20 protein-coding genes are annotated in these 20,595 nt (G+C 33.6%); 10 read left to right on the top strand and 10 right to left on the bottom strand.

What is annotated here, in order from left to right; all coding sequences use genetic code 11:
* Positions 1-310: 310 nt before the first annotated feature.
* Together D7004_RS20450 and D7004_RS20445 are read right to left on the bottom strand one after the other, a co-directional pair.
* Entirely contained in the window at positions 311-2,752 is a 2,442-nt protein-coding gene (locus tag D7004_RS20450; RefSeq protein WP_123207680.1) for a TonB-dependent receptor domain-containing protein, read from the bottom strand.
* A gap of 253 nt (positions 2,753-3,005) precedes the next feature.
* Positions 3,006-4,688, bottom strand: a complete 1,683-nt coding sequence (locus D7004_RS20445; protein WP_123207679.1) for a dipeptidyl-peptidase 3 family protein — start codon at positions 4,686-4,688, stop codon at positions 3,006-3,008.
* A gap of 114 nt (positions 4,689-4,802) precedes the next feature.
* On the opposite strand from D7004_RS20445, the gene D7004_RS20440 reads away from it, so the two are divergent.
* On the top strand, positions 4,803-5,639 hold the full coding sequence (locus D7004_RS20440) for an N-acetylmuramoyl-L-alanine amidase (protein ID WP_123207678.1): 837 nt from the start codon (positions 4,803-4,805) through the stop codon (positions 5,637-5,639).
* A gap of 334 nt (positions 5,640-5,973) precedes the next feature.
* On the opposite strand, the gene D7004_RS20435 is transcribed toward D7004_RS20440, so the two are convergent.
* Positions 5,974-7,629, bottom strand: coding sequence for a glutamine--tRNA ligase/YqeY domain fusion protein (locus tag D7004_RS20435; RefSeq protein WP_123207677.1), 1,656 nt, complete (start codon positions 7,627-7,629; stop codon positions 5,974-5,976).
* A gap of 315 nt (positions 7,630-7,944) precedes the next feature.
* Here D7004_RS20435 and D7004_RS20430 point away from each other — a divergent pair, with 315 nt between their 5' ends.
* From D7004_RS20430 to D7004_RS20400, 7 genes are all read left to right on the top strand, one after another.
* The gene (locus D7004_RS20430) at positions 7,945-8,364 is read left to right on the top strand and encodes a cobalamin B12-binding domain-containing protein (protein WP_123207676.1); all 420 of its coding nucleotides are present in this window, start codon (positions 7,945-7,947) and stop codon (positions 8,362-8,364) included.
* Between the two features lie 3 nt (positions 8,365-8,367).
* A complete protein-coding gene (locus D7004_RS20425) occupies positions 8,368-9,147 on the top strand; it encodes an enoyl-CoA hydratase/isomerase family protein (RefSeq protein ID WP_123207675.1) in 780 nt (259 codons plus the stop codon).
* Between the two features lie 98 nt (positions 9,148-9,245).
* Positions 9,246-10,661, top strand: coding sequence for a sigma-54-dependent transcriptional regulator (locus D7004_RS20420; protein WP_123207674.1), 1,416 nt, complete (start codon positions 9,246-9,248; stop codon positions 10,659-10,661).
* Positions 10,662-10,724: 63 nt separating this feature from the next.
* Positions 10,725-11,774, top strand: coding sequence for an AI-2E family transporter (locus D7004_RS20415; RefSeq protein ID WP_123207673.1), 1,050 nt, complete (start codon positions 10,725-10,727; stop codon positions 11,772-11,774).
* 70 nt (positions 11,775-11,844) lie between these two features.
* Positions 11,845-12,111, top strand: coding sequence for a YtxH domain-containing protein (locus D7004_RS20410; RefSeq protein WP_123207672.1), 267 nt, complete (start codon positions 11,845-11,847; stop codon positions 12,109-12,111).
* Between the two features lie 47 nt (positions 12,112-12,158).
* On the top strand, positions 12,159-12,539 hold the full coding sequence (locus D7004_RS20405) for a phage holin family protein (RefSeq protein WP_123207671.1): 381 nt from the start codon (positions 12,159-12,161) through the stop codon (positions 12,537-12,539).
* Positions 12,526-12,963, top strand: a complete 438-nt coding sequence (locus tag D7004_RS20400; RefSeq protein WP_123207670.1) for a hypothetical protein — start codon at positions 12,526-12,528, stop codon at positions 12,961-12,963. Before D7004_RS20405 ends, D7004_RS20400 begins: the two co-directional genes overlap by 14 nt.
* Positions 12,964-13,328: 365 nt before the next feature.
* Here D7004_RS20400 and aspS read toward each other — a convergent pair whose 3' ends face one another.
* The gene (gene aspS, locus D7004_RS20395; RefSeq protein ID WP_123207669.1) at positions 13,329-15,074 is read right to left on the bottom strand and encodes an aspartate--tRNA ligase; all 1,746 of its coding nucleotides are present in this window, start codon (positions 15,072-15,074) and stop codon (positions 13,329-13,331) included.
* 133 nt (positions 15,075-15,207) lie between these two features.
* Here aspS and D7004_RS20390 point away from each other — a divergent pair, with 133 nt between their 5' ends.
* Both D7004_RS20390 and D7004_RS20385 read left to right on the top strand, forming a co-directional pair.
* Positions 15,208-15,534, top strand: coding sequence for a type II toxin-antitoxin system HigB family toxin (locus D7004_RS20390; protein WP_123207668.1), 327 nt, complete (start codon positions 15,208-15,210; stop codon positions 15,532-15,534).
* On the top strand, positions 15,534-15,890 hold the full coding sequence (locus tag D7004_RS20385; protein WP_123207667.1) for a helix-turn-helix domain-containing protein: 357 nt from the start codon (positions 15,534-15,536) through the stop codon (positions 15,888-15,890). The genes D7004_RS20390 and D7004_RS20385 overlap by 1 nt, the downstream gene beginning before the upstream one ends.
* 7 nt (positions 15,891-15,897) lie before the next feature.
* Here D7004_RS20385 and D7004_RS20380 read toward each other — a convergent pair whose 3' ends face one another.
* The 6 genes from D7004_RS20380 to D7004_RS20355 form a co-directional block, all read right to left on the bottom strand.
* On the bottom strand, positions 15,898-16,290 hold the full coding sequence (locus D7004_RS20380; RefSeq protein WP_123207666.1) for a nuclear transport factor 2 family protein: 393 nt from the start codon (positions 16,288-16,290) through the stop codon (positions 15,898-15,900).
* A 106-nt stretch (positions 16,291-16,396) separates the two neighbouring features.
* The gene (locus tag D7004_RS20375) at positions 16,397-17,194 is read right to left on the bottom strand and encodes a hypothetical protein (RefSeq protein WP_123207665.1); all 798 of its coding nucleotides are present in this window, start codon (positions 17,192-17,194) and stop codon (positions 16,397-16,399) included.
* A complete protein-coding gene (locus D7004_RS20370; protein ID WP_123207664.1) occupies positions 17,178-18,215 on the bottom strand; it encodes a zinc ribbon domain-containing protein in 1,038 nt (345 codons plus the stop codon). The genes D7004_RS20375 and D7004_RS20370 overlap by 17 nt, the downstream gene beginning before the upstream one ends.
* A 52-nt stretch (positions 18,216-18,267) precedes the next feature.
* Complete coding sequence (locus D7004_RS20365; protein ID WP_123207663.1) at positions 18,268-18,846, bottom strand: hypothetical protein; 579 nt, start codon at positions 18,844-18,846, stop codon at positions 18,268-18,270.
* Positions 18,843-19,181: a DUF4325 domain-containing protein gene (locus tag D7004_RS20360; protein ID WP_123207662.1), complete on the bottom strand. Its 339-nt coding sequence runs from the start codon at positions 19,179-19,181 to the stop codon at positions 18,843-18,845. The genes D7004_RS20365 and D7004_RS20360 overlap by 4 nt, the downstream gene beginning before the upstream one ends.
* Positions 19,178-20,209 (bottom strand): hypothetical protein, encoded by a 1,032-nt coding sequence (locus tag D7004_RS20355; protein WP_123207661.1) that lies wholly within the window; start codon positions 20,207-20,209, stop codon positions 19,178-19,180. Before D7004_RS20355 ends, D7004_RS20360 begins: the two co-directional genes overlap by 4 nt.
* Between the last annotated feature and the right edge of the window lie 386 nt (positions 20,210-20,595).

The raw sequence follows: 20,595 nt of genomic DNA, 5'->3' as shown, positions 1-20,595 counted from the left end.
AAATACTCTCCCTGCTATTAATCGAAATAACAGCTATTCATTGCCGTCCGGCTAAAGCCAGACGGCAATGAATTATAAATGGCTAATTATAGTTGTTTATATCTTTTTTATCAACGGTCTTTGAGTAAACAGAGAATTGGCTCTATTATTTACATGGAGTTTGTAATTTATCAAAATACTCTCCCTGCTGTTAATCGAAATAACAGCTATTCATTGCCGTCCGGCTTCAGCCGACGGCATTAATATTTCAATTTTTATAGTTAAGCACAAATCATGTGGTTTTTATAAAGAAAAAACTCCTCTCTAACAATTAGTTTTTCATCCTATTCTGTTCTGCTTCTGTTCCGGTAGAACGGCGGCGGGCGGGCTTAATTTCATTTTTACCAAACCGATAAGTAAAAGTTATTCGTCCAATTTGACTTTCATTTTTTTGATGAACATCATATTTTAAACCAGGATATGCGCTCGACAAATCAGTTTTGTAGGTGTTAAACACGTCCGATAAGGCAAGTTTTAAACTCGCTTTTTTATTCATTAAAGATTTACTCAATCCGGCATCTATTGAATACCTAGATTTTATGCTGAGCGTACCATAATCAAGTGGAGATTCGTAGCTGCCGTTTAGTTCTGCTGTAAATCCACTAACTATCGTAAAGCTTTGTTGCGATTTAAACTGGAAAGATGTTTTTCCGGTTTTTAGAGCACTTCCAGCTAAATCAGGTGCTTCGAAACTTAAATAGAAAACGTTTAAATTATTGTTCATTTCCCACCATTTGGCCACTTTAACCGGGATGTTTAAATTGGCATTATAGCTAATGTTTTTTGCAAGGTTTTCATTGGTTTGATATAAAGCTTTCTGGGCTTCATCTGGTAAGAGCACTTCAGTAATAACATCATTAGTTCTGCTATAACCAATAGAAAGCATATATTTCTGCATAAAAGTATAACTCAACTCTACATTGTTGGTGTATTGAGGTTTTAGAAATGGATTCCCTTTGCTGTAAGTATATTGATCTAAATAATATATAAATGGATTTAAGGCATCATAACTTGGTCGGTCGATTCTACGGCTGTAAGAAAATCCTAGCTGGTTGTTTTTATTCAAAGTTTGCTGAACAAATAATGTTGGGAAAAAATCCCAATAACTTCTTTCAACAATCGTATTCGTGGTAATTAGATTTCCTGTAGAATTGGTTTGCTCTACCCTTAAACCAAGTTGAATACTTGTATTCTTAAATTGTTTATTAATATTTGTATAAGCTGCATTTACATTTTCGTCGTAAACAAATTGATTGCTTCGGCGAATATCATTTTGCCACAAATTGTTGATGAATTCTTCTGCCTGCAAATCATTATCCGTTTTTACCCAACTGCTTTTTACACCTGCTTCTAATTTGATGCTTTTACCTAATGCAACATTATAATCTACCTTAAAAGCCTTAATGTCTATTTTAGAAGGTGTATTATTTCGGGTATAATTAATTGGACGGATTCTACTTCCATTGGGTAATAAATAGTCGTTTTCATAATCAGAGACATCGTTTCCATTGTATTTAGAATAATCAAAATCGGCAGAAAGTTCGGAGCCAGCCGTATCTAAAACAGATTTGTAATTTAAATTGTACGATAGGTTATTGTATTTATTGGTTTGTAGACTGTTTGATAGCAAAGTAGAATCTACTGTTTGAAAAGAAGAACCAATGAAAGTATTGTTTTTTGCTGCTTCCGTTCCATTGTTAAAGTATCCATTAACCAATAAGCCAATTGTGTTTTTCTTATCGATGAAATAATCTAATCCAGCTTTAAAGTTATTGTTTTGTTGTTTCCTGTTACTTACTCCGCTTTGCATAAAATAGGTATCAGGCGTGCCATTTGAAATTCTATCTATGGCAATTAAATTTTCGCGTTCAGTTCTACCATAATTATAGTTGCCAAAAATATTTAGTTTTTGAGTCCGATGGTTAAGGTTTAATCCTGCATTCCCTCTAAAATTTTTGCCATAACCTGCAGTAGCATTGATGCTTCCGTTTGTACCACCGTTTTTGCTTTTTTTGGTTTTGATGTTGATAATGCCGGAGTTGCCCGAAGCATCGTATTTTGAAGATGGATTTGTAATTAACTCAATGGTTTCTATCTCCGAACTTTGCATATTCCGAAGTAAGTTAGCCACATCGGCATTGCTCATGTACGTTTGTTTTCCATCCAATTGTATCAAAACACCTTGCTTGCCTTGCATAGAGATGTTATCATTTTGATCAACCGAAACACCAGGTGCTTTTTGCAAAACTTCTAAAGCAGTAGAACCCGTCATAATTGCGCTACTCGAAACATTCATCACAACTTTATCCATTTTTCTTTCGATTAATGGCTTAGTGACTGCAATGTTCACTTCCTTTAAATTTTCGGTAGTTGAAACCAATTGAACAGTTCCGAAATCTATCTTCTGATTTCCATCTGTTAAAGTTACAATTTTGCTTTTAACAGTTTTGTAACCCATGTTGCTGGCTTTGTAGTAATAATTTCCTGGTACAGAAATGTTAAAACCGAATAATCCGTTTGGGTCTGTAAAACCAGTTTTTACAATGCTAGAGTCTGATGCTTTGAACAAAACCACAGTTACATAATCTGCAGGTTTTTTGTTTTCATCGAGGATTGCGCCTGTAATATTTGCCTTTGGCGTTGTTTGTGCATACGTATTCAATGAAGCGATAACGGCTAAAAAAATTAGAGATATTTTGTACAAATTTTTCATTGGTTTATTTTTAAAATTTAAATTTTTGGCAAAGCGATATCCTTAACGCTATTTCTGCGTTTCAATCAATTTTGCATTATTTTAAAGCTTAGTTTTGGAAACGAACGGTTCCCGTTTTTTAGTTATAGGTAAGACGACCGTTTTTTTAAAAGGTTACAGCGTTTTTTTAAAAACAGCAATAAACAAAAAAAAGCCGCAGATTTTCAAGCAGTTAAATACTTAAAATTCTGCGGCTGATTATATTGTTGTTAATTTACTTCATGCCTAAAACATCAACGCCTTGTTCAAAAACAACGTCAACAGGAATGTTTTTTCTGGTCAATCTATCCAGGTCTGATTGCAATTCTGGGGCAATCATAGCCATTGATTTTTGAGCTTTTTCTACTGCAACCTTATCTCCGTTGCCTTGCAGGGTGATAATAAAAGCGCTTAGCTCGTTCATCGCTACTGCGAATTTATCGAAATTTACTTTGTAGGTTCCTTTAATGGTACGCTCAAATGCACCTTTTTCTTTAAAATAATTAAAGCATTGCATATTGGCTTTTCCATGAGCTTCTGATACGCCGAAACGAACTGAGCGTAAAATTCCGGCCATAAAAGTGGTGTAATAGTCTTTAACATCGCCCTGCAATTCGCCTTTTTTTAATAACCCAGTTACCATATACAGGCCAAGTACATCTGCTTTGCCTTCTTCTAGCCAGCTATATTGTTCTTTTAATGCCGCACGAACATATCCTTTTCCATTAATTGTCTTTTTGATACCTAAGCCATGTGCAACTTCATGAAACATTACATTGGCAAAAAAGGCATCAAACTTGATGTATTTTTGTTGTTCTGCATCAATCAATTCTTTTGATATCGGAACTAAAATCTTGTCAAATTTTGCTTGCATGGCATTTTTTAACTGCGAACGGCGAGTTCCTTTTTCCTGCTGAATTTTTTCATCATTTGGAAGGTTAACCGCGATGGTTTTAGAACCGGCATTACAATCTCCGGCATAATAAACTACATCATAAGCATTTAATTCAGAATCTGTACCAGGTGTTTCTTTTTTGTATTTTGCAGGTACGGGTAAGTTTTTCTGCAATTCAGGAAGCAGTTTTACATATTTCGCCAATCGCTTGCTCCATTCTTTATCCTTAATTAATACGTAAGCTTCGTAACTGGTACGGGCATTAAAAAGCTTGTCTTCGTAGTTTTCTATTGGTCCGATAATAAGGTCCAAACCATTGGTTTTCATATCTAACCAAGCATAATCACTTGCTGTAAAATTATCTGATACCAAAGCATCTGCCCTTAAATTCAGGTATTTTTTTAAACCGGCATCCTCGGCAATTAATGCAGCTTGTTTTAATAATGATGACACTTTTTGTAGCTCATAAGCAAATAAAACATGATATGGAACTGTAGTTAACTTTCCTGTACTATCTTTCTGTACAACAGAATACGCACCAAATTTATCTGCAAGTGTTGATTTTTCAATTTCTTCTTTGGTTATCCCGTAAGGATAAAATGAGGCGCCTTCTGGTTTTGCACCAACACCTGCAACAAAGGGTTTATCGTTATTTAATCTATCCCATGGACCATAATTTATATTGACAAAATCGCGGGTTTTTTCATCTTTAATTGTAGCCAGTAAGCTATCTTTTTGCGGATAAGCTTGTTTCCAATACAGCTGATCCATAATTTCTGCAGCCTGAATTAACAGCGGTAAAACCTTCCTGTCATTTATGCTGAGATCGTTTAAGTTGGTGGTAAGTTTTACCCTTTCATATATTGGCAAACGCTGGGCAACGTAGTTTAACAGCGTATCTTTTTGCACAACGGAAGTGGTTTTTCCATTAGTTGGTTTGGTTGTTTCTGTGCAAGCTGATAATAAACCTGCAGAAAGCGCTATGGCTGAGAGTAATATATTTGTTTTGTATATTTTCTTCATTTTAAATAGATATCGCCACTAAATTAGTAAAATTTGAAAGCTTTGTATAAAGTTTGATGCAAAGGATGAACTTTACCATAACTTTGTACCTTCAACGCGTTAAACATTTACAATATGTCATTAATCAACCTTAATAAAACCTATTCTGCTTTTATAATTGCTGCTGTCTTTTTAATATCTGCTTGTTCATCAACTAAATATGCCGCTACAGAGAAAGTATATAAAGAAAAAGCAAAAGGTTTTTCGAAAATTATAATGGCAACACCGCCTGAAGGACAACTTTATGATTCTACAAATGTTAAAAATCAGGAGTGGATTGCATCGGTAAACTTTGGTATTCGTAAACCAAATTTTGTAATTATTCATCATACGGCACAAGATAGTTTGGCTCAAACCATAAAAACTTTTCACTCTGTAAAGGCTGCAGTAAGTGCGCATTATGTTGTAAGTCGCGATGGTAAAGTAGTACACATGGTTAATGATTATTTACGAGCAAACCATGCCGGTATTGGTAAATGGGGCAAAGATACCGACCTAAATTCTTCATCAATCGGGATAGAATTAGATAATAATGGTACTACAGATGTTTGGCCTGATGCTCAAATTATCAGTTTAATTAAACTATTAGCAACATTGAAGAAAACCTATAATATTCCTACCGGAAATTTTATCGGACATGCTGATATTGCACCAAAGCGCAAACCTGATCCAAATAATTTTCCTTGGAAAAAATTGGCTTTAAAAGGATTTGGGTATTGGTATGATGATGTTATGCAAAACCCGCCTGTAAATTTTGATACCACTACAGCGTTAAAACTTATTGGTTATGATACAAGCGATTTGGGTGCTGCGATTACAGCGTTTAAACGTCATTTTATACAAACTGATATTACACCAAAATTAACCCCTGTTGATGTATTGGTTTTGTATAATGTCTATCAAAAATACTAGAATGGATGAGTACTAAAGATATTCTGCCACAGAAACACAGAAATCACAGAATTATTTTCTGTGTAAATCTACGATTCTGTGGCAATTATTTTTTAATGCACAATCAAAAATAGATAGTAAATAGGTCTTAGATGTTAATCTGAGGCATAAATTTATTTCGTTAAAATCAATGTCTTTTATTATTTGATTTCCCCTGTTTAAGATGGATGAATTTATTAGGCCGGTTTAAAGCAGGACGATGAAACACTGCTTCGGCCCTACAAACGGTCGGAAAAGAATAAAAAAAACGCTGATAAATTTATATTCATCAGCGTCTTTGTGGTGAGGTGTTCAGCTAATTAGGCTTTTTGAAAGTATCTTTCAGCGTAACGGTTCTGTTAAACACCAATTTATCATCTGTAGAATCACGGTCTAAACAGAAGTAACCCTTACGTATAAATTGGTAGCGGCTTTCTAAATCTGCATCAGCCAAGGCAGGTTCTATAAATGCATTTGGTATTATGGTTAAACTTTCAGGGTTTAAGTAATCTTTAAAGTCTCCCTCTTCTGCATCTGGCGTTTCTGACGTAAATAAGCGGTCGTACAAACGAATTTCTGCAGTTTTTGCATGTTGTGCACTAACCCAATGGATGGTTCCTTTAACGTTTATACCGCTTGTGTCATTACCACTTTTTGATTCAGGAATATACGAACAGTGAATTTCAGTAACATTACCATTTTCATCTTTCACAAAGTTTTCACATTTAACAATGTATGCAAACTTTAAACGAACCATAGCTCCTGGCGCTAATCTGAACCATTTTTTGGCAGGTACTTCCATAAAATCTTCACGCTCAATCCAAAGTTCATTGCTAAAAGGAATTATACGAGTTCCGCCACCATCTTCAGCTTCAGGGTTATTCTCGCCAATTAAATCTTCTGTTCCTTTTTCGTAGTTGGTGATGATTAATTTTATTGGGTCTAGAACTGCCATAACACGATTGGCAGTTTTGTTTAAATCCTCACGAATACAAAATTCTAATAAACTAAGTTCAATTAGGTTTTCGCGTTTTGCTATACCAATACGTTCACAAAATTCGCGTATGCTTTTTGGCGTAAAACCTCTTCTGCGCAAACCAGATATGGTTGGCATACGTGGATCATCCCAACCGGTAACTAAGTTTTCGTTAACCAGTTGAAGTAATTTACGCTTGCTCATTACCGTAGAAGTAAGGTTTAAACGAGCAAATTCATATTGTTTTGATGGAAAAATCTCTAATTTTTCAATAAACCAATCGTACAATTCCCGGTGAGATACATATTCTAAAGTACAAATGGAGTGTGTTATGTTCTCGATGCTATCGCTCTGTCCGTGAGCGAAATCGTACATTGGGTAAATACACCATTTATTGCCAGTACGATGATGTTCTGCATGCTTAATGCGGTAAATAATTGGATCACGCATGAGCATATTTGTACTGGCCATATCAATTTTGGCTCGTAAAATATAGGCGCCATCTGCAAATTCACCAGCTTTCATTTTAGTGAAAAGATTTAAATTCTCTTCTACACTTCTATTTCGGTAAGGACTATCTTGCCCAGGTTCTGTTGGCGTTCCTTTTAAAGCTGCAATTTCATCGGCCGAACTTTCATCTACGTAAGCCAAACCTTTTTCAATCAGTTTTACTGCGAATGAATATAATTCATCGAAATAATCTGATGCGTATAATTCGTTTTTCCAGTTAAAGCCCAACCATTTAATATCTTCTTGTTGGCTATTTACATACTCAGTTTTTTCAGTTACCGGGTTGGTATCATCAAAACGCAAGTTGGTGTAACCGCCATATTTTTGTGTTAATCCGAAGTTTAAACATATCGCTTTTGCATGGCCAATGTGTAAATAACCGTTTGGTTCTGGCGGGAAACGCGTAACCAAAGTTTCATACTTACCACTATTTAAGTCGTTCTCAACAATTTCTTCAATAAAGTTTAAAGCCTTCTCTTCACTCATAAAAACCTGTAAATTAGGATTGCAAAGGTAAAAAGTTTGAGCGGATTTAGGTAAGGAATAGTGAAGAGAATAAAAAGGAAATGGAAGATGGGGAATGGATGATTTAAGTGGTAATATTGGAAATGGATAACGGCAGAGGTAATATGGGGAATGGATGATGAAAGAGAGAAAGGTTATATGGGAAATACAATATTAAAATTTCTTTATGTTTACACTCATAGCTCCCTGCCCATTTCCCATTATTCATTTTCCATCTTTTATCCATTTCACCTATTCCATCAAAATCGATACATTTACATCAACTTAATATTCGTTATGAGCAAAACATTAAACCGACCAATACGTGTTTTAGTGGCAAAAGTTGGATTGGATGGGCATGATAGAGGTGCTAAAGTAATTGCCACTTCGCTGCGTGATGCCGGGATGGAAGTGATTTACACAGGTCTTCGTCAAACACCGGAAATGGTAGTTAATACCGCCTTACAAGAAGATGTAGATGCCATTGGAATTTCCATTCTATCTGGAGCACACATGACAGTTTTTCCAAAAATCATTCATTTTATGAAAGAAAAACAAATGGATGATGTATTGCTAACCGGAGGAGGAATAATACCTGAAGCAGATAGAGCAAAGCTTTCAGCAATTGGTGTTGGTGAGTTATTTCCACCGGGAACAACTATGGCAAGTATTACAGAATATATCAAGAATTGGGTTACAGAAAACAGAAATTTCTAAATTATGGAATATCAGAACTTAATATCAACAGTAAAAGAAAATATACTTTATGTTACCATCAACCGTGAAAAAGCGTTAAACGCTTTGAACAAAGATACCTTAACGGAACTTGCAGATGTTATTGCTTTCGCGAATAAAACACCTGAAGTTAGGGGCGTAATTATAACTGGTGCTGGTGAGAAGGCCTTTGTGGCTGGAGCAGACATTAAAGAGTTTTCTGATTATAACGGTAAACAGGGAGAAGAACTTGCTAGGAGCGGAAACGGAAATGTTTTTAATGCCATCGAGGGTTCATCAAAGCCATTTATTGCTGCCATAAATGGTTTTGCTTTAGGCGGTGGATTAGAATTGGCCATGGCTTGTCATATTCGCATAGCATCTGATAATGCAAAGTTAGGCTTGCCCGAAGTTACACTTGGTTTAATTCCGGGTTATGGGGGTACGCAACGCTTAACGCAATTGGTTGGCAAAGGAAAAGCAATAGAAATGATTACAACCGCTAATATGATTAATGCAGTAGAAGCTGAAAAAATTGGATTGGTAAATTATGTTGTGCCACAAGCAGAAGTTATCTCAAAAGCTGAAGAAATTTTAAATACTATAAAACTAAGAGCTCCATTAGCCGTTGCTGCAGCAATTAAATCGGTAGTAGCATCATTTAACGAAACTGATGGCTATTCGGTTGAAACACAAGAATTTGGAAAGTGCTTTGAAACTGAAGATTTTAAAGAAGGCGTTTCTGCCTTTGTTGAAAAGCGAAAATCAGCCTTTGTTGGAAAGTAAACTTTTTGTCTGATTAATTCGAGTTAATAAATTAAAAAGTGTAGAAAAAATTTCCCATTATAATTATTTTTAGTTATTTATGTAACGAATTACCGCACATGAAAAAGAAGATACTTATAATAGATGATGAAGTTAATATCGGGCTTTTATTATCCAAATTTTTAACCAGAAATGGTTTTGACGTTGCCAATGCCATAACTGGTAATTCTGCCATAGAAATACTTGCAAATGATACCTTTGATTTAGTGCTTTGCGATTACCGATTGGATGATACCGATGGCAAAGAAATTCTTATAAAAATTAAAGAAAATTACCCTACAACTGGTGTAATTATTATAACAGGCTACTCTGACATTAAGCTGGCTGTTGAATTAATTAAATTAGGGGCTTACGATTACATCACAAAGCCGCTATATCCCGATGAGATTTTAAATACAATTAACAAAGCTCTAGAAACGCAAAGGGCACTTAATGAAACTTCAGGGTTATCAAATAAAAACAGTTCGCTAGCTGAAGCCGAATACATTAATCATACGGATTATATTGATGGTAGGAGCGATGTTTCATCAACGCTTTTAAAGCAAATACAATTAATCGCACCAACCTCATACAGTATTATTTTAACCGGTAAAAGTGGTACAGGAAAGGAATATGTTGCTAAAACCATCCATTTAAATAGCTTGCGAAAAGACAAGCCATTTATTGCAATGGATTGTGGCTCACTAACAAAAGAACTTGCGGGCAGCGAATTTTTCGGTCATGAAAAGGGTTCCTTTACCGGTGCTTTATATACCAAAATTGGTCACTTTGAGCAGGCAAACGGCGGAACGCTTTTTTTAGATGAAATTGGAAATTTATCTTACGAAATTCAGGCAACATTGCTTAGAACTGTTCAAGAACGTAAAGTAAAGCGTATTGGGAGTACAAAGGAAATAGATTTAGATGTTCGGATTATTGTTGCAACCAATGAAAATCTAGTTGAAAATATTGCCAAAGGAACTTTTAGAGAAGATTTGTACCATCGATTTAATGAGTTTTCCATTCATATTCCATCTTTAAAAAAACGAGGTAATGATATTATCGTTTTTGCAGAGAAATTTTTGGCAACGACTAATGAAGAACTCAATAAAAATATAAAGGGTTTTTCTGAAGAGGTTAAAAACTGTTTTTTACGTTACAGTTGGCCAGGTAATGTACGTGAATTAAAAAATGTTATCAGGCGTGTGGCATTGTTAACAGATGGAAATATGATTCAGGTTGACGTATTACCATTGGAACTTGCTAACTACGCCAAAGATTACGATAAAGAGAAAGTACAAACTCAGGCAAAAAATAAATTTTACAATAAAACTAAAAATTTAAAAAACGCATCGCAGGAGGCAGAATTTGATGCTATTTTAAGGGTTTTAAAAGAAGTAAATTTTAATAAAACAAAAGCAGCTCAAATACTTAAAATAGATAGAAAAACGCTTTACAATAAAATAAAAGCAATTAAAATTGATGAAAAAGAATAAAATTTAGGTCAAACAAACTAATAAGGCTTTTGTAGTAATTGAGGTAATAATAAGCTATTAATTATGTCTGTATTTTCATATAAACAACGCAATAACATTAACCTTGTTATTATAATAGCTTTGGGGCTGTTAATTGCTTATTCGCTACAAGGCATTTTTAGCGCTATTTTAAGTACACTCGTTTTATACACAATTATGCGCCCAGGTTATATTTATTTAGCCGAGGTAAGGGGTTGGAATAGAAGGTTAGTAGCGCTGTTATTAATTACATTTAGTATCATCTTAATTATTTTGCCCTTCTACGCTTTAAGTAGTATGGTTATTAGTAAAATTTCAGAATTAAAAAATAATGAGATTTTCTTCAAAAACTTGCTCGTAAAACTTCAACATTTAATTCCTGTAAAAATTAACGAAAGTTTAATTCAGGATGGTATGAATAGGATTGGCAATTTTGCAACTCAATTATTTCCATCACTTATATCAAGCGCATTTAACATTGTACTAAGCTTATTGGTAATGTTCTTTTTATTATACTTTATGTTGATAGAAAGAAAAATGTTCGAATCTTCATTAATAAAATATGCCCCATTTAGAGAACAAAATGCTTTACGTTTTGGCGATGAGATGCGAAATACAACTTATGCGAATGTTTTAGGGCAAGGTTTAATATGTTTGGTTCAGGGTTCATTAGTTAGCCTTTCTTTTTTTGTGTTGGGCTATAAAGATCCTGCTTTTTGGGGCGTCATCACCGCATTCATATCATTTGTTCCTGTTTTAGGTCCGCCGGTTGTGTTTGTGCCGGCAGCCGTCTTACAAATTGCGAACGGCAATAATTTTGAAGGTTGGGCAATGTTAATTTTTGGTTTTGTAGTGATTATAAATATCGATAATGTACTAAGATTTATTATTGCCAAAAAAGTTGGTAACATCCATCCAATAATTACAGTTATTGGCGTAATTATTGGTATCCCTTTATTCGGAATTTTGGGCTTGGTTTTTGGCCCTTTATTGCTGTCTTATTTTATATTGCTTGTTAAAATTTACGAATCCAGTACACTTGCATCAGAAAGATTGGAAAGAATTAAAACAAATAACGAGCAAATTGAGTTATAATTTATAGCTTAACAATAAAATAATACAGCATTGTTATTTTTAAATGTTAAACCCTTAAAATACATTAATTATGAATGATAACTCAAAAGTTGTAGTTGCCCTTTTAGCAGGATTGGCTGCAGGAGCTGCTTTAGGAATTTTATTTGCACCAGAAAAAGGTGATGAAACTCGTGATAAATTAAGTCAGTCGCTTAAAGACTTAGGAGATTCGATAAGAGATAAGGCTGCCGACGAAATTAATAATCTATCTAGTTTGAAAGAAAAGGTTGTTAGCTCAATTAAAACCAAATTGAGAAATGTAGAGGAAGAATATAGCGACGACGTAGAGCACGCATAACATTATAATAACCGGGCGTTTTTGCCCGGTTAAATCTTATCTTAATTATGCAGGAAAATAAAGACAAAAGCATAGAAGATCTTGTTGAAGATGCCAAAGGTTTTTTTGAAGCCAGGCTAGAATATACCAGGCTTCATATTGTAGAAAAAGCATCCAAAATATTTGCCGATTTAGTAACCAGTACAGCTGTAATTGTATGTTTCATACTTGCATTTTTGTTTGGTTCAGTTACTTTGGCGCTATTTCTATCTGATGTTTTAGGTAGTTATGCAGGTGGTTTTGGTTGTGTATCTTTAATCTATATTTTGTTAGCGGTTATTGTTTATTTTACCAAAGATAAATACATTGAAAAGGCAATCATTAACGTTGCCATTAGAAAATATTTTGATAAACTTGCTGATAAGGAGGAAGAAGATGAGAAGTTATAATAACATCAGAACTCTTGAAGATCTTCAAGCTAAGAAGCTAGAGTTGAAGGTAGAATATATGCTTAAGCAAACTATGCTTAAGTCCGATTCAAAAAAATATTTCAGTCAATTTACTCCAGGTGCTTTACTTAAAAAGTTTGCAACGCCAAGCAATCTTTTTAAAGTTGATGATAAATTAAACATTGCTGGAACGGCAATGTCTTTCTTGCTTCCAGTGTTTATGAATAAAACATTATTCAGAGGTGCAGGTTTTTTAACTAAAGCTGCTGTAGGTTTAATTTCTGGTAAAGTTGGTAAATCAATAGACGCTGAACACATTTCTGGTATCTACAACTCTGTAAAAGGCTTTTTCGCAAAAAAGAAGGAGAAAAAAGATAAAAAATTTATAGACTATGGTATTCCACCAGATAGTGAAACATATTAGTTCAATGGTTGATTGGTCATTTGTTCAATAGTACTATGTTCAGTTGATAGGTTCAATAGTTCATTAGTAATCATTGGTCATTTGTTCAATGGTGATTTGTTTGGATAAAAATCTGAACTCAAGAAAATATCAAGCCACTTAGCGTTTTTATGCTAAGTGGCTTTTTCATTTTAGTTCATTAGTAATCATTGGTCATTTGTTCAATAGTAATGGTTGGATGAAAATCTTAGCCCAAGAAAATATTAAGCCACTTAGCGTTTTTATGCTAAGTGGCTTTTTTGTTTTCAGTTCAATAGTTCATTGGTATAACCGGATGATACAAATGAACTATTGACTAATGAACCAATGACCAATAAACTATTATACTACAAATCAGTTTTAATTTTAAGTTCTTTCAATTGTTTCTCATCAATTGTACTCGGACTATCAATCATCACATCTCTTCCCGAATTATTTTTTGGGAATGCAATTACATCACGAATAGAATCTAATCCAGCAAATATTGAAGTTAATCTGTCGAAACCGAAAGCGATTCCTCCGTGTGGTGGTGCTCCAAATTCGAATGCATCCATCAAGAAACCAAATTGCTTTTGAGCTTCTTCAGCACTAAATCCTAAATGTTTAAACATCAAGGCTTGTAATGCTCTATCATGAATACGAATTGAACCTCCACCGATTTCAGTTCCATTAATTACCATATCGTAAGCATTGGCACGAACGTTTTTAGGGTCGGTATCTAACAATGCAATATCTTCTGGTTTCGGAGATGTAAATGGGTGATGCATCGCATGATAACGTTCAGTTTCTTCATCCCATTCTAAAAGTGGAAAATCCAATACCCAAAGTGCAGAGAATTTATTTTTATCTCTTAAACCTAAACGGTTACCCATTTCTAAACGAAGTTCATTTAATTGCTTGCGAACTTTATCTGTAGAGCCAGCAAGTACTAAAATCAAATCGCCTTTTTCAGTTTCAAAAGCATCACTCCATTGTTTTAAATCATCTTCGTTAAAAAATTTATCAACTGATGATTTTAGGGTTTCGTCTTCATTATGGCGGGCATAAATTAAACCGGTTGCACCAATTTGTGGGCGTTTTATAAAGTCCGTTAATTCATCTAATTGCTTACGTGTATAGCTTGCGGCACCTTTTGCATTAATACCAACAACCAGTTCCGCATTATCGAAAACAGGGAAACCTTTACCTTTTACCAAATCGTTTAGCTCAACAAATTGCATTTCAAAACGGGTGTCGGGCTTATCCGAACCATATAAACGCATTGCATCTGCATATTGCATACGTGGTACTTCTGGTAAATCATAATTGCGAACTTCTTTAAATAGCGTACGAATTAAGCCTTCAAAAGTATTTAATATATCTTCTTGTTCGATAAAAGACATTTCGCAATCAATTTGAGTAAACTCAGGTTGGCGATCGGCCCTTAAATCTTCATCTCTAAAGCATTTTACAATCTGGAAATACCTATCGAAACCCGATACCATAAGCAATTGCTTAAATGTTTGTGGCGATTGTGGTAAGGCATAAAATTCACCGGCATTCATTCTGCTCGGTACCACAAAATCTCTTGCGCCTTCAGGAGTAGATTTAATTAAAACTGGGGTTTCTACCTCAATAAAATCCAATCCATCTAAATAACGGCGAACAGATTGAGCCATTTTATGACGCAAAACCAAGTTGTTGCGCACTGGGTTACGGCGTAAGTCTAAATAACGATATTTCATTCGCAACTCATCACCACCATCCGTTTCATCATCAATCATGAAAGGTGGAAGCTTTGCTGCGTTTAAAATTTCCAGAGCAGAAACCTTAATTTCAATATCGCCGGTAAACATTTTTGGATTTTTGTTGCTACGCTCTACAACTGTACCTGTGGTTTTAATTACAAACTCGCGACCAAGCGTTCGTGCGGACTCGCAAAGTTCGCGGTTATCATCCATGTTAAAAACCAGTTGTGTAATTCCATATCTATCGCGAATGTCTATAAAAGTCATGCCGCCTAAATCTCTTGATTTTTGTACCCAACCACACAGGGTAACACTGTCGCCCAAATTTTTAAGGCTTAATGCACCGCAAGTTACTGTTCTTAACATATTTGAAATTCTAAATTAAGCGGCAAAAATACCGATTTTGTTTTAAAATTACTTATATGCACAGCGGTTTTTAAAACGATGTTATAAAACCACAAAAGTATGCATTTTGAAAACTTTTACTTATTTTTGATTGATGAAAATTTTGGTAAAGAAGACCGTATTGTATTATGCAAAAACTTACCAATTAGGATCATCCTCGCTTACAACTTGGTTTAACGAATTTTCTAAACAGGAATTTAATAACTTCAATCAATTAAAAAGCGTGTATAAGAATGCAAGTATAATTGCTAATAACCGGGTTGTTTTTAATATTAAAGGAAATGATTTTCGATTAGTTGTATCAATTAATTTTTTACAGCAAGCATGTTATGTTATTTGGTTTGGTACGCACCAAGAATATGATAAAATTGACGTTGAAACTGTACCATTTGATGTTAATATCTTAAATAGGAAAATATAATGAACTGGAAAGTATTAAAAACAGAAACGGACTATGCCAAGGCATCAATGAGACTAATGGAAATATTCCATGCAGAACCAAATACTATTGAAAGTGATGAGTTGGATTTATTAATAGTATTAGTAAAGGATTATGATGATAAGCACCATCATTTACCAGAATTAGATGCTCTTGAAGTGATTAAACTGAAGATGCTAGAAATGGGTATTAAAGCAAAAGATTTAGAACCAATTATTGGCAGCAAAGGTCATGTGTCGGCAATTTTATCAGGAAAAAGAGATATAACCTTAAAAATGGCTCAAAAGCTTAAAAATTATTTTAAAATTCCAGCCGAAGTTTTTCTTCACTCTGCATAACATAAATTTAATATTTCTCTTCTAAAACCACCTCTACTTTAATTACTTTCCATTCGCCATTTATTATTTTCCATTGGAAAATCTCCTCTGTTTGGATGGTTTGTTTATCCGTTAAGAATATCATTTTTGGTTTAATTATTACAGATTTGCGGGCAATCTTTTCTGTAAATATTTCGTGCTCAGAAGAAGATTTAATCCTGTATTGACTGGTTTGAATCGATTTAACCTTCCTGAAAGTTTTCTCTAATTCATCAATATATTCTGCTTTGCTTAATATTTTCCCATCAGCCTGAATGTATTCTAAATCTTTGTCAAAAATCTTTTCAAATACTTTTGAATCTTTCGATTCTAAAGCTGCGTTAGTTCGTTTATGAATATTATTAATTAAATCGGTTTCCATGCTATGAAGTGAACTGTATTGATTTTTATGTAGTTATGATTATACTTTAGAAAAAGTAGGGTTATTATAAAATACAAAAGTTACAAAAAGCAAAATTAGATATAACTTAAGATTGGTTTATAATCAAGGATTCTGCAAGTGCTAATCCTGTAGGAGAAATGCTTACCTCAGATGTGTTTTTATTAAATTCAATTAACTTTTCCTTATGCAGCCCATTAATAATACTCGATTTAAATGTAGATTTATTGCTGTGTTCCGACCATTCAAATAATTCTTCCAAACTTGCTTTATTTTTTAATTCATTATACAGTAGAAGAATTATCTTTTCTTTAAATTTTAATCCTGATTTTAAAACTCTTCTTTTACCATCAATATTCCATAGATCAGGTAGTATTTTTAAATTTAGTGAATCTACAATTAACTGTGCTTTCTCTAGCGGTAAATTATGATATATTCTTATGAGTTCACAAACTACCCAGTCTACAGATTTCACTATTGTTCCAATATCAATTTGATTGGCTTCAACATCCCCTCCAACATGTCCTATTCCCCTCTTATTTCTCAAAGTATAAATAAACATTAATGCCCGAGGTATTATTACTCTTAATGATTCATTTATAGCTCCAGCAGGAGCCATGATTATCTTTGTTAATTCCTGTGGAAAATTAGATATGTGCTTGTCAAATGGTGTAAATGATCCAGTAACTTCTTTCTGAATCATCCTAAAAACTGTTTCACAAAACTTCCCTGATGAAAGACCTACTGTATCAAGTTCATCATTGAAAAACGACTTAACTTGCCTCTTTTTAATTTCTATATAGACATCGATAATTTGCTCTCTAAACTCCTCGCTAATTCCTGATAGGGCTTCTGATAGTTTTGATTTATCAAATGAAATAAACATATTTTCCTGATTCCCCCTTTTCTCTTTTTAGTGTTTTGTCAGTTATAAGCCTGCCTAGGACAGTTGTAATAGCAGGGGTTTTGAATACAGCCGCATGGTTTACCTTTAAATGTTGTATAATGTCTGATGAATTTCTTTTACTTTGAAAAAATCCTTCACTCACTAGCTTCATTACATATTCTTTTGGGGACTTCCCTGACCCCTTTTTTGTTTCATCTCCATCATCGCCAGTTCCCTTTTTCCTTTTTATTCGGGTTTTTGAAAAATCTATTAGACCTATGTTGACATTTGGATTGATGACTTCTTTCAATATCTCGATTGAACTTTTAAGACCATTTGGAGTAAGGAAAACAAGCCCGCCTGATTTTTGCCCAATTTCTTCAGACTTAGTTATCCAAGATCTAAAAGCACTGCTGCCTAATTTGAATTTTTTTAGGGCTTCAGTAATTTTACTCCTTTTGACTTCTTCAGCATTATGCAAGTATTTGTAACCAAGAAGTGTGAGCAAAGCAATCCTAATCTCTCTATTTAGAGTTTTCGTAGTCTTAAAATTTACAGTTTGAAATACTAATCCATCGCCATCCATCTTCAAAACCGAATTTAAAATTTCTGAAAAATCGTCATCGTCTAACTCCTCTATAGCTTCTATATCTTCTCCATTTTTCAATTGAAGTTCCATAGTAGATTTAGGTAAAATAATTCCTAATGATTTTTTTCTTGGAAGATTTCCTATCCCCACCAATCCACCAAAAGTTGCTACTAAGTCATGGCCAACTACATCAGTAAAGCTGGCTTTAAATTTCTTAGTGTCCCCTTTTTGCTCAAACTCAATCTCGTTTAATTTCAATTGAGGTTTAGCGAAATCCAAAATTGGTGTTCCGCAAGCAATACAACCAATGGCATCTTTAATTAGAGGTTCACTGCATGTTTTGCAAACTATTTGTTTTAAGCATTTTGGACAAAAAAATGTCTTATCTGTTATGTTGGTAGCATTTCCGCAGCTAAAGCAATTTAAAATCATATATGAGAAATTAATTTAGAAATTTTTAGGATTCGTCTAGAATTTATGTTAATTAAAGCTTCTGCATTTTAACTGAAAAAGCTCTTATGGCACTTATAAATTGATTATATTCAATGTTATGAAAGTTGAAGAAGTCTACATCAATAGAAACAAAAGTTTCAGTCATAAAATCTCCAGACGTTAAAGCGTCATTATACTTCACATATGCATCCTTCAAATTTTTGAAATCATTTTTTATCTTTCCACCAAATTGTTCTTCTAAATGTTTTTGATAATTCGAAATAGAATTTTCAACTTGACTTAAAAGTGCTAGTACATGCTGCTTATCCTCAAAAGTTATTACTTTAGTTTTATATTTTTCGCCAATCTTTTGCTTGACGGCTCTTGTATCTTCTATCAATTCTTTTGCTTCATCCACTAGAAGAGACTTTATCACCCTCCCATCGTCTATCCATTTCTTTATAAAGAATGGTAAAGCAATACCAATAAAAAGAGTACTGCAAACCTGAAATGCTTCATAAATTTTGATTTCGGGATTCCACTTTATTATTGGAAAGTTTTGAAAGAAAAAACCAACTAAAATTCCCGCTAAAAAAATTAAACAAACGATAATTATTCTTAGCAATTTCATTTAATAGGGTCTTTTTTATTCGGTTGAGTAACTTCTCTAATGATTTTCTCAATCCTTAATGTATCATCGGAGATTAAGTTAATATGCTGTAACACAACTGCCGAGGTATAATCTTGGGAAAGTTTACCAAATGACCCCGATACAAATGAAGAAGGATAGCCAAAAACGCCATCTAAATAAATTTGAAGAACTCTTCCAGTTTCGATGGCAAGTTTAAATTTAGGAAGAAGAAGGTTGTTTAAAAATAATTCACCTGAAAATTTACCCTCGTAAATATATCTGGCCCCTAGTGTCCTTCCAAAGTCAGTTGCTACGTTAATCATTAATTCTTTCATATTTCGAAATCAAGCTCTAAATGATAAAAAGTTCCATTTAATTCGGATGCTAACTTAACAAATGAATTATCTTTGAGGTCAATCATAATGTCATTTGTTATTAAATAAAATCTTTTAAAACATTCATATTTAGCATATTCTACGACTTGAGGGATTCCCTTCCCTCTAATCTCATTATCCTTTTCAATTCTTGATTGTATTTTACCGTTTAATAAATCTCTCACAAGTATAGAATTGTCTACTAATTTAGTTGTAAGGCCAATTCTTTTTATATAAGATTCTACGACGACACTTTTAAAAATGCCAACACCCAAATCAATAAAGCTAATGGATATTTTTCCATTTTCGTTATCAACAAATAGAAAAAGCCACCATTTAGAAGTCCCATATTCAGATAAATCGGCATGATGGTGTGTATTGGACATCAATTCAATAAAGATATTATATATTGGTTCTATAAACAAATTGCTAAACTTACCTTTGTCCATAATCATATCGACTATATCTCCTGCTAAATCTGGCTTAACTTTAAAGTTGGATTCCTTATGCATTATATTATGAGCACTTACTTCGAATTGATTTGTGCCTTTTACATGATTATAGAACCCTGATTCCGTAAATAGCTTTTTGAATTTTTGCTCATTTGGAGCATTTCCATGTATTGTAGTAGAGTTTCTAAATGCGGGGTCCTTTATATGGGATATTAGAAGTGGTATTGTATCTGGAGTTAAATTTGTGATTTCCGAGATATCAAAGATTATCTGCCTATTTTTTTTTAGATTTTTTCTGGCAATTTCTAAATAGCTTAACACCGAGTTTGTATTTAGTATCAAGCTAAAATTTTGTGGTGCTGGTAGATTAACTATCTCTTGATTAGTATTGTTGGTTCTTCCAACTGAGAAATTAATACCGCTTTTCCAGCGTTTTAATCTATTTTTTCGATTTCTTTTATAAGAAGGTCCTAATCTCTTCTCTTGATATTTTTGTCGATTCTTTAAATGATTTTTTATTTTGAGAGCTTTCTTCACTGCATTAATTCGATGAGTTAAAATAGGGAGGTTTAATCAAATATACTATTTTAGATGGTATTGAAGTGATGGTTTGAAGCTTTGTTGTAATAATTACTTAGTTAAGAATACAATTATTCGAACATTAATTTATATTTCGGAAAATTTAGGGATTGCTCAGTCATCAAATGATTAAATCTGCAACAATATATGATATTAGATGATTCAGAATTACTATATAACACCATCATACTACAAAAGCAAAAAGTCAACTTTCCATGTTATGAAGTTAATTCTTTGTTTCAGCGTTTTCAAATTTATGATGAATAGCGCAATTTTTTCTATAATAACTATTTTCATGGGACAAAGTTTTGCTCACAAATACAACTACTTACCACTAACAAACC

This window comes from Pedobacter jejuensis, assembly GCF_003725795.1.
In the GTDB taxonomy this organism is placed as follows: Bacteria; Bacteroidota; Bacteroidia; order Sphingobacteriales; family Sphingobacteriaceae; genus Pedobacter; species Pedobacter jejuensis.
This window is presented reverse-complemented; position numbering and strand designations above follow the sequence as displayed.

Excerpts from the sequence above, each read along its gene's own strand:
- D7004_RS20450 (WP_123207680.1), bottom strand. The coding sequence starts at position 2,752 with ATGAAAAATTTGTACAAAATATCTCTAATTTTTTTAGCCGTTATCGCT.
- D7004_RS20445 (WP_123207679.1), bottom strand. The coding sequence starts at position 4,688 with ATGAAGAAAATATACAAAACAAATATATTACTCTCAGCCATAGCGCTT.
- D7004_RS20440 (WP_123207678.1), top strand. The coding sequence starts at position 4,803 with ATGTCATTAATCAACCTTAATAAAACCTATTCTGCTTTTATAATTGCT.
- D7004_RS20435 (WP_123207677.1), bottom strand. The coding sequence starts at position 7,629 with ATGAGTGAAGAGAAGGCTTTAAACTTTATTGAAGAAATTGTTGAGAAC.
- D7004_RS20430 (WP_123207676.1), top strand. The coding sequence starts at position 7,945 with ATGAGCAAAACATTAAACCGACCAATACGTGTTTTAGTGGCAAAAGTT.
- D7004_RS20425 (WP_123207675.1), top strand. The coding sequence starts at position 8,368 with ATGGAATATCAGAACTTAATATCAACAGTAAAAGAAAATATACTTTAT.
- D7004_RS20420 (WP_123207674.1), top strand. The coding sequence starts at position 9,246 with ATGAAAAAGAAGATACTTATAATAGATGATGAAGTTAATATCGGGCTT.
- D7004_RS20415 (WP_123207673.1), top strand. The coding sequence starts at position 10,725 with ATGTCTGTATTTTCATATAAACAACGCAATAACATTAACCTTGTTATT.
- D7004_RS20410 (WP_123207672.1), top strand. The coding sequence starts at position 11,845 with ATGAATGATAACTCAAAAGTTGTAGTTGCCCTTTTAGCAGGATTGGCT.
- D7004_RS20405 (WP_123207671.1), top strand. The coding sequence starts at position 12,159 with ATGCAGGAAAATAAAGACAAAAGCATAGAAGATCTTGTTGAAGATGCC.
- D7004_RS20400 (WP_123207670.1), top strand. The coding sequence starts at position 12,526 with ATGAGAAGTTATAATAACATCAGAACTCTTGAAGATCTTCAAGCTAAG.
- aspS (WP_123207669.1), bottom strand. The coding sequence starts at position 15,074 with ATGTTAAGAACAGTAACTTGCGGTGCATTAAGCCTTAAAAATTTGGGC.
- D7004_RS20390 (WP_123207668.1), top strand. The coding sequence starts at position 15,208 with ATGAAAATTTTGGTAAAGAAGACCGTATTGTATTATGCAAAAACTTAC.
- D7004_RS20385 (WP_123207667.1), top strand. The coding sequence starts at position 15,534 with ATGAACTGGAAAGTATTAAAAACAGAAACGGACTATGCCAAGGCATCA.
- D7004_RS20380 (WP_123207666.1), bottom strand. The coding sequence starts at position 16,290 with ATGGAAACCGATTTAATTAATAATATTCATAAACGAACTAACGCAGCT.
- D7004_RS20375 (WP_123207665.1), bottom strand. The coding sequence starts at position 17,194 with ATGTTTATTTCATTTGATAAATCAAAACTATCAGAAGCCCTATCAGGA.
- D7004_RS20370 (WP_123207664.1), bottom strand. The coding sequence starts at position 18,215 with ATGATTTTAAATTGCTTTAGCTGCGGAAATGCTACCAACATAACAGAT.
- D7004_RS20365 (WP_123207663.1), bottom strand. The coding sequence starts at position 18,846 with ATGAAATTGCTAAGAATAATTATCGTTTGTTTAATTTTTTTAGCGGGA.
- D7004_RS20360 (WP_123207662.1), bottom strand. The coding sequence starts at position 19,181 with ATGAAAGAATTAATGATTAACGTAGCAACTGACTTTGGAAGGACACTA.